The organism is Streptomyces sp. NBC_00554 (genome assembly GCF_041431135.1).
In the GTDB taxonomy this organism is placed as follows: Bacteria; Actinomycetota; Actinomycetes; order Streptomycetales; family Streptomycetaceae; genus Streptomyces.
Map to the genome: position 1 here is coordinate 5,350,606 of NZ_CP107799.1, position 14,344 is coordinate 5,364,949.

At 69.2% G+C, this 14,344-nt stretch carries 13 protein-coding genes; 1 reads left to right on the plus strand and 12 read right to left on the minus strand.

Going from position 1 to position 14,344, the window contains the following annotated elements; genetic code table 11:
- Positions 1-4: 4 nt before the first annotated feature.
- Positions 5-766, minus strand: coding sequence for a CDP-alcohol phosphatidyltransferase family protein (locus OG266_RS23475; RefSeq protein WP_371548234.1), 762 nt, complete (start codon positions 764-766; stop codon positions 5-7).
- A 149-nt stretch (positions 767-915) separates the two neighbouring features.
- Here OG266_RS23475 and OG266_RS23480 point away from each other — a divergent pair, with 149 nt between their 5' ends.
- Entirely contained in the window at positions 916-1,509 is a 594-nt protein-coding gene (locus OG266_RS23480; protein WP_266459162.1) for a GNAT family N-acetyltransferase, read from the plus strand.
- Here the strand turns inward: OG266_RS23480 and OG266_RS23485 are convergent.
- The 11 genes from OG266_RS23485 to OG266_RS23535 form a co-directional block, all read right to left on the minus strand.
- Positions 1,506-3,074 (minus strand): type VI secretion protein, encoded by a 1,569-nt coding sequence (locus OG266_RS23485; protein WP_371548237.1) that lies wholly within the window; start codon positions 3,072-3,074, stop codon positions 1,506-1,508. The genes OG266_RS23480 and OG266_RS23485 overlap by 4 nt on opposite strands.
- Before the next feature lie 15 nt (positions 3,075-3,089).
- Positions 3,090-4,514 (minus strand): ATP-binding protein, encoded by a 1,425-nt coding sequence (locus tag OG266_RS23490; protein WP_266459167.1) that lies wholly within the window; start codon positions 4,512-4,514, stop codon positions 3,090-3,092.
- 14 nt (positions 4,515-4,528) lie between these two features.
- Positions 4,529-6,088: an SCO6880 family protein gene (locus OG266_RS23495; protein ID WP_266459169.1), complete on the minus strand. Its 1,560-nt coding sequence runs from the start codon at positions 6,086-6,088 to the stop codon at positions 4,529-4,531.
- On the minus strand, positions 6,085-7,398 hold the full coding sequence (locus OG266_RS23500) for a hypothetical protein (protein WP_371548239.1): 1,314 nt from the start codon (positions 7,396-7,398) through the stop codon (positions 6,085-6,087). The genes OG266_RS23495 and OG266_RS23500 overlap by 4 nt, the downstream gene beginning before the upstream one ends.
- Positions 7,388-8,242 (minus strand): hypothetical protein, encoded by an 855-nt coding sequence (locus tag OG266_RS23505; RefSeq protein WP_371548240.1) that lies wholly within the window; start codon positions 8,240-8,242, stop codon positions 7,388-7,390. Before OG266_RS23505 ends, OG266_RS23500 begins: the two co-directional genes overlap by 11 nt.
- A gap of 178 nt (positions 8,243-8,420) precedes the next feature.
- Complete coding sequence (locus OG266_RS23510; protein ID WP_266459173.1) at positions 8,421-8,729, minus strand: hypothetical protein; 309 nt, start codon at positions 8,727-8,729, stop codon at positions 8,421-8,423.
- A gap of 401 nt (positions 8,730-9,130) precedes the next feature.
- Positions 9,131-10,447, minus strand: a complete 1,317-nt coding sequence (locus OG266_RS23515) for a peptidase S8 (protein WP_371548243.1) — start codon at positions 10,445-10,447, stop codon at positions 9,131-9,133.
- Between the two features lie 284 nt (positions 10,448-10,731).
- Positions 10,732-12,951, minus strand: a complete 2,220-nt coding sequence (locus tag OG266_RS23520) for an MMPL family transporter (protein ID WP_371552922.1) — start codon at positions 12,949-12,951, stop codon at positions 10,732-10,734.
- 78 nt (positions 12,952-13,029) lie between these two features.
- Positions 13,030-13,935: a class A beta-lactamase gene (bla, locus tag OG266_RS23525; protein WP_371552923.1), complete on the minus strand. Its 906-nt coding sequence runs from the start codon at positions 13,933-13,935 to the stop codon at positions 13,030-13,032.
- The gene (locus OG266_RS23530) at positions 13,929-14,165 is read right to left on the minus strand and encodes a DUF397 domain-containing protein (protein ID WP_371548244.1); all 237 of its coding nucleotides are present in this window, start codon (positions 14,163-14,165) and stop codon (positions 13,929-13,931) included. Before OG266_RS23530 ends, bla begins: the two co-directional genes overlap by 7 nt.
- Positions 14,158-14,343, minus strand: coding sequence for a DUF397 domain-containing protein (locus OG266_RS23535; RefSeq protein WP_371548245.1), 186 nt, complete (start codon positions 14,341-14,343; stop codon positions 14,158-14,160). The genes OG266_RS23530 and OG266_RS23535 overlap by 8 nt, the downstream gene beginning before the upstream one ends.
- Position 14,344: the final 1 nt, after the last annotated feature.

A 14,344-nucleotide genomic window follows, 5' to 3' on the forward strand; every position in this document is an offset into this window, starting at 1 on the left:
GTGGTCACTTCAGGCGGGACGACGAGACGATCGAGACGATGTGGGCGGGGACGAGCAGCCACACGATCGCCGTGATGGCGACGGTGGCGATCTTCGTTGCTGTCAGGTCGCCGAGTGCCGTGTCCACGATCGCGGTCACCAGGAGCAGGATGGTGGCCTCGATGCCGTTGCACAGGCGGTGGAGCTGGACGGACGAGGCCAGGCGGCGTACGCGGGCCAGGCCGCTGGAGCGGGGGACCACGGACTGGTCGGTGGCCTTCTGCATGCCGCTGTCCGAGCGGGCCACGTGGACGAGGTCGGAGGACGACTTGAGGAGCAGGACGCCGATGGCTGCCGCCAGGCCGGCCACCAGGTAGGGGTCCAGGCCGAGTTCGGAGGCGCGCAGGCCCATGCCGACCATCACCGCGGCGTCGGCGAGGTAGGCGGCGAGGCGGTCCAGGTAGACGCCGAGGGGGCTGAACTGCTTGCGCCAGCGGGCTACTTCGCCGTCCACGCAGTCGAGCAGCAGGTAGAGCTGCATGAAGAGGACGGAGAGTAGGGCGCCGGCCAGGCCCGGCAGGAGCAGCGCCACCCCGGAGAGCACGCCCGCGAACACCATCACCGTCGTGATCTGGTTCGGCGAGACGCTGGTGCCGAGCATCAGACGGGTCACCCGGAGCGACAGGGCGCGCATGTAGAGGCGGCCGGCCCAGTGTTCCGCTCTGCTGTCCAGCTTGCCCGGGGGGTGGATCACATTGCGGAGTTCGTCGAGCTGGACCTTGGGCATGCGGCGCTTCTCCATGGGGGGTTGGGTGTTCGACGTCTTACAGGGAGATCATGACGGGAGGTCCGACGGCTGGTGTCGGCAGGGTGGCGGGTGGGTCACCGGTGGATATCCGGTGGGCGCTGTCGTAGGCGCGGATTACGGTGGTTTCCATGAATCACGTGATCCGTTCCATACGTTCCGACGAGTGGGCCCAGGTGCGGGAGCTGCGGCTCGCCGCGCTGCGGGACCCCGTCGCTCATCTCGCGTTCCTGGAGACGTACGAGGACGCCGCGGCCAGGCCGGACGCGTTCTGGCAGGAGCGGGCGGCCGGAGCCTCCGAGGGAACGGCCGAGCGGCGGCAGTTCGTGGCCGTGGGGCAGGGCGGGGTGTGGGACGGGTCTGTCGCCGTGCTCGTGGAGGAGGCCGGGGAGCGGGACTTCTTCGGGGGCGTGGTCGAGCGGCGCCAGGGGCATCTGGTGGGGGTGTATGTGCGGCCCGAGCATCGGGGGAGTGGGGCCGGGGTGACCCGGGCGTTGTTCGATGCCGCGCTGGAGTGGAGCTGGGGGGTCGGGCTTGAGCGCGTACGGCTGTTCGTGCACGAGAAGAACGGGCGTGCCGAGGCGTTCTATCGGAAGGCGGGGTTTCTGCCGAGCGGGGTGACCGTGCTGTCGTCGGGGGGTTCGGGGGACACGGGAGATTTGGGTGATTCGGGGGAACGGGAGTTGGAGTTCGTGATCGATCGTCCGGTGAAGGGTCCGAGCTAGACCGGGAGTTCGTACTGCGGCCAGCGGGAGCGGGCCTGTTCGTGGGAGCGGAGGAGGGCCAGGGTCGGGAGGCCTCGGGTCGCTCCGGTGGCCAGGAGGTCCGGGAGCTGGGGGAGGGGGGCCACGGCCGCCACGTCGTCCAGGACGAGGGTCAGTGGTGGGTCGAGGCGACCGGAGGATGACCGTTCGGCCATGCGCCGGCCGCGCTCGACCACGCTTGAGGCGAGGGCCGTCAGGAGCGGCATGGCGCCGGGATTCGCTCGGGGGTCCTCGATGGGTTCACCGACCACATAAAGCGTGCCCCCTTCGTTCACGAAGGAATCCAGAGTGAGGGTGTCAGTTCGGTTTGGGGTGCAGGATTCGCGGACGTTGACCGTGAAGAGGGAGGACAGGGCGCGGGCCGCCAGCTCCTGTGCGATGTCCCTGCGTTGGGGGTGCGAGGTGAGGGCCGCCTCCAGTTCGCCCGCCGCGCCGGATGCGGCCTTGGGGTTGGTACGGAGGGCTCGTACTGCGTCTTGTACCTGCGTGCCCTGGGACCAGCGGTGGACGTGGCGGAAGGGCTTGCCCTCCACTGCGGCGGCGTGCAGGTAGCTGCGCAGGAGCGTTTCCGCTACGTCCGCCATGGCCTGGTCCACCTTGGCGGTGGGGCGTACGGGGGCGAGTAGCGCTGCCGCTCTTGCCGCTGCGGTGGGTTTGTCCTCGCAGCCGGTGGAGGGGGACCAGTGGAGGCGGGCCGGGGTGTCGCACAGGTGCGAGGGGTCGTAGAGGAGGACTGGGCCGAGCTTGGCTCTGGCGTCCTTGGTGTCCGACCAGGTTCTGGGGTTCGAGGTGACTACCAGGGCGGGGCCCTCTGCGTCCTGGATGGCCTGGACGGCTTGGGGGTGGCGGTCTTGGGGCTGGCCCAGTCGGATGTTCTCCCGCCCGCCCGCCCGTTCGGCCTGTTCCAGCGGCTGCGCCGCGGCTGTCAGGGGTTGGCTGTGCATCGTCGCCTGCGGGAGCGTCGTGGTTTCGGTACGAACGTTTTCCCGCCCGCCCGCCCGTTCACCCTCCGATGACAAGGGAGCCGTTGCCGGCTGTGGTTGCTCGTGCGTCGGCGGCTGAGGCGCCGTCGTCGGGTTCGGCGTGCCCGTCGGGCTCGGCTCACCTGCCGGTCTCGGCGCGCCCGTCGCGCCCGGCTCACCTGCCGGTCTCGGTACCGTCGCCACCGTCTTCGTCCTACGCCCCGCCCGCCACCGTGCCACCGTCCCCAGCACGAACACCGTAAGCACCAGCAGCACCATCAACTGGCCGATGAACAGGCCCCAGAACAGGCCCCAACCCGACAGCTGGTTCGCGGGAGTCTCTGGCCATGCACCGGCCAAGTCGTGTGGTTGGCCGACGAGATGGCGCATGGCCAGGGGCGTGTGGGGGAACGTGACCGCGTCCGGCCAGGCGCCCTTGGAGAACAGGCCTGCGAGGCCCGTGGCCGTCCACACCATCAGGGTCATGCCGAGCAGGAAGGCCAGTACCCCGACCAGCAGGCCGTCGGGGACTCCCCGTCCCTCCTGGTGTTCTTCGCGTCTCATCTCACGCCACCGTTCTCACGCCACCGTGGACTCTGACGAACCGTCGAGATCGCCGAGGTGCTGCTCCATGAAGGCCGCCGCGCGCTCCTCCGCCTCCAGTTCCGCGGCGTGCAGCGCGTCGTCGGCGATGAGTTCGGCGGAGGTCTGGGTCATGGCGCGGTCGGTGAAGACGAGGGGGCGTTCGGTTTCCGTGATCAGGTGTTTGACGACCTGGACGTTGCCGTTGACGTCCCAGACCGCGATGCCGGGGGTCAGGGTGGGGATGATCTCCACTGCCCACCGGGGCAGGCCGAGCACCCGCCCGGTCGCCCTCGCCTCGTCCGCCTTCTGCGCGTAGATCGTTCGCGTCGACGCCATCTTCAGGATCGCGGCGGCCTCCTTCGCCGCCGCCCCGTCCACGACGTCGGACAAGTGGTGGACCACCGCGACGAAGGACAGGCCCAGGCGGCGCCCGAACTTCAGCAGGCGCTGGAAGAGCTGCGCCACGAAGGGGCTGTTGATGATGTGCCAGGCCTCCTCGACCAGGAAGATGCGCTTCTTCCGGTCGGGGCGGATCCAGGTGTGCTCCAGCCACACGCCCACGATCGCCATCAGGATCGGCATGGCGATGGAGTTCCGGTCGATGTGCGAGAGGTCGAAGACGATCAGGGGTGCGTCGAGATCGATCCCCACCGTCGTCGGGCCGTCGAACATGCCCCGCAGGTCGCCGTCCACGAGCCGGTCGATGACCAGGGCCACGTCCAGGCCCCACGCCCGTACGTCGTCTATGGCGACGTTCATCGCCTCGGCCGACTCCGGTTCGGGGTGGCGCAGTTGCTCCACGATGTCGGTCAGGACCGGCTGGCGCTCGACGATCGTCTCGTTCACGTAGGCGTGCGCGACCTTCAGCGCGAAGCCGGAGCGCTCGTCGAGGCCGTGGCCGAGCGCGACCTCGATGATGGTCCGGAGCAGCGCGAGCTGCCCGGTCGTCGTGATCGCCGGGTCGAGCGGGTTGAGGCGGATGCCCATGTCCAGGGCGGCTGTGGGGTCCAGGCGGATGGGGGTTATTCCCAGCTCCTGGGCGATGAGGTTCCACTCGCCGACGCCGTCCTCACCCTGCGCGTCGAGGACGACGACCTGGCGGTCGCGGAACCTCAACTGCCGTAGGACGTACGTCTTCTCGAGGGCCGACTTGCCGTTGCCCGACTCGCCGAGGACCAGCCAGTGCGGCGCCGGGAGCTGCTGCCCGTACAGCTGGAAGGGGTCGTAGATGTACCCCTTCCCGGAGTACACCTCGCGGCCGATGATGACGCCGGAGTCGCCGAGGCCGGGCGCGGCGGTCGGCAGATAGACCGCCTGGGCCTGGCCGGTGGACGTGCGCACCGGGAGCCGGGTCGTCTCGATCTTGCCGAAGAGGAAGGACGTGAAGGCGTCGGTCGCCGTGGACAGCGGATCCCGCATCAGAACATCAGCCCCTACCTGCGGATTCCGGTGGCGAACGGCAGTGTGTTGACGAAGGCGCGGTGGTGCTCGCGGTCGCACCACTCCAGCTTCAGATACGACTTGCCGGCCGAGGCGCGGATCGTCCGCTTGTCGCGGGCGAGGGCCTCGGGGGAGCGCGAGCTGACCGTGATGTAGCCGACGAGGTTCACGCCCGCCGCGCCGCTCGCGAGGTCCTCGCCGCGCTGGTCCATGCGTCCGTGGGCGGCGACGTCGCGCGGGTCCACGGTCCGGTTCATCTTGGCGGCGCGGCTGGCCTCGGCGTCGTCGTTCGTCTTCTCGGTCAGCATCCGCTCGATGGCGATCTCGGTGGGTTCGAGGTCCATCGTGACGGCCACGGTCCGGATGACGTCCGGGGTGTGGACGAGCAGCGGGGCAAGGAAGTTGACGCCCACCGGTGTCATCGGCCACTCCTTCACCCAGGCCGTGGAGTGGCACCAGGGCGCGCGGGTGGAGGACTCGCGGGTCTTCGCCTGGAGGTAGGTGGGCTCCATGGCGTCGAGCTCGGCGGGCCAGGCGTTGCGCTTGGTCATCGCCTGGATGTGGTCGATGGGGTGGTCCGGGTCGTACATGGAGTGGACGAGGGAGGAGAGCCGGCCCTGGCCCAGCGGCTGCCGTACGCGGATGTCGGCTTCCTGCAGCCGCGAGCAGATGTCGGTCAGCTCACGCGCCATGACGACGGCCAGGCCGGCGTCGCGGTCCAGCTTCCGGCCGCCGTGCGGGCGGGCCGCGCGGGCCATCGCCTGTGCCTCGGCGGCGAGTTCGCGGTTGAAGTGCATGCACGCGACGAGGTAAGCGCGGTGCTGCTCGCTGCTCGTGGACACCATGGACGCGAGCTGGTCGTACGACTGCTGCAGCCAGCCGGGGGCGCGCTCGTCGCCGCGTACGGAGACGTCCTTGGCGTGCGCGTCCGGGTCGGCGGGGAGGGTGCGGGCGAGCATCTGGATGCGGGTGACGAAGCCGTCGCCGTTCGCGACGTGCTTGAGGAGCGTGCCGAAGCGGTCGACGAGGGCCTCTTGGTCCTCGGAGTCGCGCAGGCCGACACCGGGCCCCTCGATCTCGATCGCCGCGGTGACCGTGCGGCGGTCGGCGTGCAGGAGTACGGCGATCTCGTCGGGGCCGAAGGGCGCCGCGAGCCAGTTGATCCGTCCGATGCCCGGGGGCGGACCGATCTCGACCTCGCGCCCGTCGGCGCTCGTGCCGGCCTCCATGACACTGCTGCGGTACGCCGTTCCGCGGCGCAGGCTCCGCTTGTAACTGCGGTTGATCTCGAACCACTTGTAGAACGTGCGGCGCTTGTAGGGGACGTACACCGCCGCGAGGGCGACCAGCGGGAAGCCCATAAGGAGCACGATCCGCAGGGACAGCACCGGGACGAGCAGGCCGCACATCATGCCCAGGAACGCGCCCGCGATGATCAGCGCGATCTCGCCGGACTCGCGGTTCCGGCCGACGATCGCGTTGGGCCGGGCGCGGCCGATCAGATATGTACGGCGGGGCGTGACCACGTGGGACACGTGGGACTCGGTCGTCAACGCCCGTCACCTCCTGTGCGGTTGCTGTTGCGGGTGTTGCTGGCGTGCGGGGTGTTGGCCGGGCTGGTACGGGGTGCGGGTGCGGCGGAGGGGACAGATCCGCCGCCTCCGTTCGACGTACGGGTGCTGTGTGCGGCCACGCCGCCGGAGGCGGGGTTGGCGGGGCGCGGCTGGCTGTTGCCGCCTCCGCCACCGCCGTTGTCGGCGCGGGTGCTGTGGGTCTTGATGCCCTGCGCGACCAGGGTCGCCGGGGAGCTCATCACGGCTGCCGCCTTGCCCTCGGCGCCCTGCATGATGCGGTTGTTGCGGGAGTTGGCGATCTCGTCGCCGAAGCCCGGTACGAAGCGGTAGATCATCGCGCTCGCGAAGATGGCGAGCAGGATGATGGCGAGGCCGGAGACGACGGCGGAGAACGCGTCCGGGCCGTCCGCGGAGGACAGGGCGCCGGCCAGGCCCAGCACGATCACGATCACCGGTTTGACCAGGATCACCGCGATCATGATGCCCGCCCAGCGGCGGACGTGGCCCCACAGGTTCTTGTCGACCAGGCCCGCGTACACGACGGTGCCGAGCAGGGCGCCCACGTAGAGAAGCGCGGCTCTGATGACGAGCTCCAGCCAGAGCACTCCGGCCGCCAGGATCGACACCATCGACACGACGATCAGCATGATCGGGCCGCCGCCGATGTCCTCGCCCTTGGCCAGGGCGCCGGAGAAGTTCCCGAAGAACGTGTCCGTCTGGTTGCCCGTCGTCGCCGACAGGACCTCCGTGACGCCGTCCGTCGCCGACACGACCGTGTACAGGATCAGCGGGGTGAACGCCGACGCCAGCACCGTCAGCCACAGGAACCCGACGGCCTCCCCGAGCGCGGTGGTGAGCGGGACGCCCCGCACCGCCCTCTTCGCCACGGCCAGCAGCCACAGCACCAGCGTCAGGATCGTCGACGCCGCGAAGACCACCGCGTACTGCTGGAGGAACTTCGGGTTCGTGAAGTCGACGTTCGCGGTGTCCTTGACGGCCGCGCTGAGCTTGTCGATGGTCCAGGAGGCGGCGTCGGCGCAGCCCTGGGCGAGGGAGGAGAGGGGGTCGAGGGTGGAGGTGAGGGGGTTGTCGGTCCCGCCCGTGCCGCCGGTTCCGCTGCCGTCCTCGCAGTAGTCCTTGGCGGGGCCCTTGATGAGGCTGCAAGGGTCACTGCTCGGGGTCGGTGTAGGTGTGGGTGCGGCGACAGCCCGGGTGGCCAGCAGCAACACCGTGGCCTGTACGGCGCCGACAGCGGCGGTCAGTTTGAGTACGCGATGGTTAGCGGGCATACGTGAACCCTCCGTACTCCTCGACAGCCTTCGCGATGTCATCGGCGCTGGAGGCCCGGTCGTCGCCCGGTACGGGCGCGGGGCCTTCCTTCTGAGAGTGCGTCACGATCTTCCAGTCGCCTGCGGTCCACTCCAGCTGCGCGGTGATGGTGAACCAGGTACTGGTGACGGGATTGGTGGAGTTGTCGCCCGCGAGTCCGAGGAGACCGCTGCACCAGACCTCGACGGTCGCCGTGTCGGCCGAGGACTCGGTCACCTTGGTGCCGATCGGGCTCGTACGCGAGACGAACGTGTAGCCCTGAGGGGTCGAGCCGTCCGCGTTCAGCCCGACGTTCTGGTTGAACTGCGGCGTGTACGCCTGGTCCAGAGACGCCTCGAACTCGGCGACCTTGGACGGGGTGATGACGGCCGACAGGATCTGGTCCCGCCTGGCCTTGTTGAACATGTCCGCCGAGCCCAGCGCCACCGCGTAGTTCGCCGCGGCGGACTCCGCGCCAACCGGACTGTGCGCAAACCCCGAAGGAATCCCCGAGTCCTTCGATCCCACCGGCCGCTCCCCCGAAGCCGCCGTAGGCGAAGTCCCCGCATTGTCGGAGCCCCCTCCCCCGGAGGACGACGAATCGTCGCCCCCGCGGTTCGCGAAGGCGATCGCGGCGATCAGCAGGACCACCACACCGACGACCGTGACCAGGCTCCGCGAGGAGGACCGCCCGCGGCGGGCACCGCCGTACACGTCGCCGCCACCACCGCCGGGAAGGCGGGTGCGGGTCTGGCCGGAGCCGCCGTACCCACCGTCCTCGCCGCGCGAGCTGTCGCCGTAGCCGGGTTCGTCACCGAGACTCATGCCGCGTACGCCCCCTCAACCTCTCGCCGGACCGCGTAGTACGACGGTAGCCGTGCTGCTTCCCGCGCGGGCGCGGTGTGGTGACTCGACATCAGGGAAACGCAACCTCAGCCGGTGGGCACGACGGATGGGTGGGTCGGAGGGGGAGGAGAGAGGATCCGGGCGCACCCGGCCCGGCCTAGACGGCCATGCCGTACACGATGGTGAACAGCGTGCCGAGGGATCCGATGATGAAGACGCCGGTGAGGCCCGCGATGATGAGGCCCTTGCCCTGCTCGGCGCTGAAGGTGTCCCGGAGGGCCGTCGCGCCGATGCGCTGCTTGGCCGCACCCCAGATAGCGATCCCGAGGCAGAGCATGATGGCGACCGCCATCACAACCTGGACCATCGTCTTGGCTTCGTTGCCCAGGCTGCCGAAGGGACCCCAGTCCGGAGCGATCCCGCCGATGATTGTGGTGATGTCGCCCTTTTCGGCTGCGAAAAGCATGTAAGTCACCGCCCCTAGTGGGTAGTTCCGCACCCTCTGCCCTGTGCGCAGAGGTCGAGCCCATTCTCGCCGACGATGACGCTGTCGGATGTCGACTTGGGCGTCATTGATTGGCGGGTTTGGTATGCAAAGGATCGTATGGTCACTCTGTGTATCACGGCTGGTTACGCCGAGCAATGAAGTCGGTGCGGAACCTGTCGTGTGGTTCCGTCGTTAACCCCTCTTCATGGAACTGCGGACGGTCGCGCGTACGCGGGGTGTGGCCGAGTGACCGTCAGTCCGAAGGCTATCCCGGGTCGTTGTGGGACAGGGAAACGGGCCGCGGCTGGTAGCCGCGGCCCGTTCTCATGTGCCGCCGGTGGTCCCCACTGCTTCCGCCGACAGCCCCCGTTGCCCGGAGGTCAGCCCGTGAAGGCCGCGACTCCCTCCGGGGTGCCATAGCCGGTCGGGCCGTCGTAGCCCGACTTGGCGGTGCAGAGGTACGTCGATCCGCAGCTGCCGTTGGTGCCGCTGGTCACGTCGTTGAGGGCCGAGGTACCGGCCGCCGTGTACGGGAACTTGGCCGGGTAGGAGCCGGAGGACGGGGTGCCGGCGAGGGCGTAGACGCCCGCGATGATCGGAGCGGAGGCGCTCGTACCACCGAAGGTGTACCAGCCGGCCGTGACGCCGTAGGAGTCGTAGACCGAGACGCCGGTCGCCGGGTCGGCGACGGCCGAGACGTCGGCGATGGTGCGCTTCGTGCAGCCCGTGTCGGTCTGCCAGGCCGGCTTGGCGTCGTACGAGGAGCAGCCGGAGCCGGTGCCCTCGGTGCTGCTGGTCTCCCACACGCTCTCGCTCCAGCCGCGGCTGGAGGAGTCGGCGGAGAGGGCGGTGCCGCCGACGGAGGTCACGTACTGGGAGGCCGCCGGGTACTCGGCGCCGTAGCCCGCGTCGCCCGCGCTGACGGTGATGGCGACGCCCGTGTGCTTGAAGTACGAGGTGTCGTACGTCGAGTCGGAGGAGGACTCGGAGCCGCCGTAGCTGTTGGAGACGTACTTCGCGCCCAGGGTGACGGCCTCGTTCACGGCCGTGCCGAGGTTGGCCATGGTGGCGGACTTGGCCTCGACGAGCAGGATGCTGCAGTTCGGGCAGACGGCGCTGGCCATGTCCAGGTCGAGGGAGATCTCCTCGGACCAGCCGGAGTCACTGGTGGGGAGGGAGGTCGTGGAGCCCGTCTGACTGACCTTCTTGAAGCAGCCGTTGGCGGTCGTGCAGGCCGAGAGTCCGTAGTACGTACGGTACTTGGCGAGGTCCGCTTCGGCGTTCGGGTCGTTGTACGCGTCGACGATCGCGATGGTCTCGCCCGAGCCGTTGGAGGCGGCGGCGGAGGTCAGGCCGTAGGCGTCCTGGAGGTCGCTGGGGCCGTAGCCGGAGGGGGTCGAGGCGTCGGCCGCGTTGGGGGTGACGGCGTCCGTGCGGGCCTGGGCCTGCTGCTCCTTCTGGAACGCGGTCGTGCCGCCGGTGACGCGGAGTGCCTTGCAGGCCATCTGGCCCTTGGTGGGGGTGGCGCAGGCGCGGGTCCAAGTCACCTGGGAAGAGGCTGACTTGGCGGGGGCGGCGCCTGCGGGGGCTGCGGTGCCGAGGCCGGCTATGACCAGTGCGGCGGTGCCGAGAGCGGCTGCGCCTATGCGGCGCCATCTGCCACGCGTGACAGATATTTGGGGGGATTCGATACGCAACGTACAGCTCCTGAGAGTGGTTGACAGGGGCAGTGCGGGTGCCGTGCGCCGCCGGTCCGGTGTCCCCGGCGGTGGGCTTGATCGGCCCGCGGATGACCATCCCTTGTTGAGTACGCGACAACAAGAGACTTCTGGAATCCTGACTTCCGCCTTACCGAACAAAGGCCGTCGGCTTACCGCTCAATGGCGCCTCGATGGCCGGAAGCTGACGGCGGCTTGACTCCGCTCACAGGAAAGTCACCGGGGCCGCATCAGCGGCACACCGGTGACTTATGGGTACGAGCTCAGGCCGCCTTCTCGCCCTCCGTGTCCACATGGGGGAGGAGACGGTCGAGCCAGCGGGGGGTCCACCAGGCGTGGTGGCCGAGCAGGGTCATGACTGCCGGTACCAGCAGCAGGCGTACGACGGTCGCGTCGATGAGCACGCTCACCGCGAGCCCAAGTCCCAGCATCTTGACGACGACGTTGTCGCTGACGATGAACGCGGCGAAGACGCTCACCATGATCAGGGCGGCGCAGGTGATCACGCGGGCCGTGATTTCAAGGGCGTGCGCGACGCTGGCCTTCGCGTCGCCGGTGCGGATCCAGGCCTCGTGGACGCGGGAGAGCAGGAAGATCTCGTAGTCCATGCTCAGGCCGAAGATGATCGCGAACATCATCATCGGCACATAGCTCTCGATCGGCACCTTGCCCTCGACGCCCAACGCGGGCCCGCCCCAGCCCCATTGGAAGACGGCGACGACGACGCCGTACGACGCGGCGATGGAGAGCACGTTGAGGACGGCCGCCTTCAGGGCGACAAGGAGGCCCCGGAAGACGATGAGGATGATCAGGAAGGCTAGGGCTACGACGACCCCGATGATCAGGGGGAGGCGGCTCGCGACGATGTCGCGGAAGTCGACCTGGGCGGCGGTCGTGCCGGTCACATAGCCGTCGGCTTTGGTCCCGGAGACGGCCTGCGGCAGGGTCTCGTCGACCAGGCGGTTGGTGAGGTCGGTGGTCGTGGCGCTCTGCGGGGCTTCCTTCGAGTAGACCGTGCCGACGAGTACGTCTCCGTCCTGCGTCGGGGTGAGCGGAGTGACGGTGGCCGCGCCCGCTACGCCGTTGAGTTCCTTCTGCGCCTGGGAGGAGAGGGCGGAGCGCTGGTCGGAGGGCACGTCGGTCTGGTCGATGACGACCGTCAGCGGGCCGTTCGAGCCGGGGCCGAAGGCCGTCGCCATGATGTCGTAGGCCCGGCGGTCCGTGAACGACTTCGGGTCCGCGCCGTCCCCGATGTGGCCGAGCTGGATGGACAGCACGGGGATCGCCAGTACGAGTACGACGATGACTCCGCCGGTCAGGAACCACCAGGGGCGTCGCTCCACGCGTTGCGCATAGCGGTGCCAGGTGCCGTGCGCCGGGGCTCCGGGCTCCGCGTCGGTCTCGGCGACCGGGCGGCGTACGTGGTAGCGGTCGATGCGTTTGCCGATGAGGCCGAGGATCGCCGGTACGAGGGTGAGGGCGCCCAGGACCGCGGAGACCACCGTGACGGCGGCGGCCACGCCCAGCAAGCCGATGAACGAGACCCCGGAGACCGACAGGCCGGCCAGGGCGATGATCACCGTGCAGCCGGAGACGAGCACGGCCCGGCCGCTGGTGGCGGTGGCGCGGCCCGCCGCCTGGACCGGATCGGCGCCGTCCATGAGGTTCTGCCGGTGCCTGGTGATCAGGAACAGCGCGTAGTCGATGCCGACGCCGAGCCCGATCATCGTGGCCAGGGTCGGCGAGACGGTGGCGAAGGTGAACGCGGACGCCAGCAGTCCCAGGCAGGCCAGCCCTCCGATCACGCTGATCAGCGCGGAGAGGAGCGGAATGCCCGCGGCGATCACGCTCCCGAACCCGACGAGCAGCACGACGATCGCCACCGCGAACCCGATCAGCTCGCTGACCCGGTCGTCCGCCTCAGGCCTCGCCAGCTCGCCCAGCGGTCCGCCGTACTCGACGTCGACACCGGCCGCGCGCAGGGGCTGCACCGAGGTGTCCACGCCGGTGAGGTAGTCGTCGCCGAGGGTGGAGGGCTGTACGTCGAAGCGGACGGTGATGTAGGCGGTCTTGGCGTCGGAGGTGATGGGGCCGACGTTCGGCTGTGAGGAGGACTGGCTCGACTGTCCCGAGGAGGACTGCAACGGGTTCTGTACGGCCAGGACGTGCGGCAGTTTCTGCAGGTCGCCGACCGTCTGCGACATCTGCGAGTCCACGTCGGTCAGCGGCTTCGACTTGTCCTGGAGCACGATCTGGCTGCTGTAGCCGCCGGCCGCCGGATCGTGCTCCTTCAGGACGTCCAGGCCCTGCTGGGACTGCACTCCCGACAGGGAGAAGTTGTCCTCGTACTCACCGCCGAACGAACGGTTGAGCATCTGCAGGGCGACGAGGGCGGCCAGCCACAGCACGATGACGATCACGAAGTGCCGCGCACACCATTCACCCAGCCGACGCAGTCGCACGGGTCGCTCCCAGCGCTCCAGGCGGAACGTTCAGTCACGACCATTAGACGTCGCGCTGATCACGGTGTCCTGTTGAGGCGCCCGCCCCCGCCGCTCGGGTCAGCTCACCGCTTCCGCCAGGACCGTGGCCGTCTTCGCGACCAGCGGGCTGTCCGCGCCGGCCGCCGGGTCGGGCTTGGTGGTCAGGACGGCCACGACGACGGGGGTGCCGTCCGGGGTCCAGGCGATCCCCACGTCGTTGGCCGTCCCGTACTGGCCCGTGCCCGTCTTGTCGCCGACCGTCCAGTCCTGCGGCAGGCCCTTGCGCAGGCGTTCACCGCCGGTCGTGTTGCCGAGGAGCCAGGCCGTCAGGCGGGTCCGGTCCTCGTCGTTCAGGGCGTTGCCGAGTACCAGCCGTGCGTACGTCCGGGCGATGGCGCCCGGGGTGGTCGTGTCCTCCAACCGGCCCGGCTCCGCCGAGTTCAACTCCGGTTCCCAGCGGTCCAGTCGGGTCGTCCGGTCCCCGAGCGAGCGGCAGAACCGGGTCACTGCGGTGGGGCCGCCGAGTTCGCGGAGCAGGAGGTTGGCGGCGGCGTTGTCGCTGAAGCGGATCGCGGCGTCGGACAGTTGCTCGACGGTCAGGCCGGAGGCGATGTTCTCCGGCCTGCTGGTGACCGCCCCGCCGTCGGCCGCCTCCACGTCCGCCGCCGTGTAGTGGATCCGCTTGGCGAGCGTCTCGCCGTGCTCGTCGAGGTCCCGCAGCACGGCCGCGACCGCGAGCGTCTTGAACACCGAACACATCGGGAAGAGCTCCGACGCCCGGTACCCCACGGTCGCCTTTGTCCCCAGGTTGTGGGCGAACGCTCCGACTCTGGCGCCGTGTTGTTCCTCGAGTTCGCGCAGGCGGGTGTGTGTGGTGTTCCGGGTACGGGGGGTCGCTTGTGCCGGGTTCCCTGTGAGCGCGAGTGCGGCTGTTGCCGTTGCTGTGGTGAGCAGGGTGCGGCGTGTTGTTGTCGTACCTAAGATTTTTCGTCCTCCAGTCCCTCTACGAAGTGGTCGAACTCGCCTGCCTGTACGCCCAGTACGAACGCGTCCCACTTCTTCTGGGTTGTAGTGACGATGTTCGTGGGGTTGCCGGTTTCGCGGATGTAGACCAAGTCGTCTTCGCCGAAGGCGAGTTCGATCCAGGGGCCGGGGCCGGTCGCGTCGTCCGGGGCGGCTCGGACCCAGTCGAGGTTCGGGGGGATGTCAGCCACGATTCGGGTCCTTCTTGAGGGTTTGGAGGAGGGAGTGGAAGGTGGCGGGGGCGGTGGTGAGTATCGCTGCGGTGGGGTCGCTGCTTTCGGTGAGATGGATTGAGCCGGTTCCGGTGACATGTATGCAGGCCTCGCCCTCTCCGCAGTACGAGGACTTCTGCCAGGTGTCGCTGGGCATC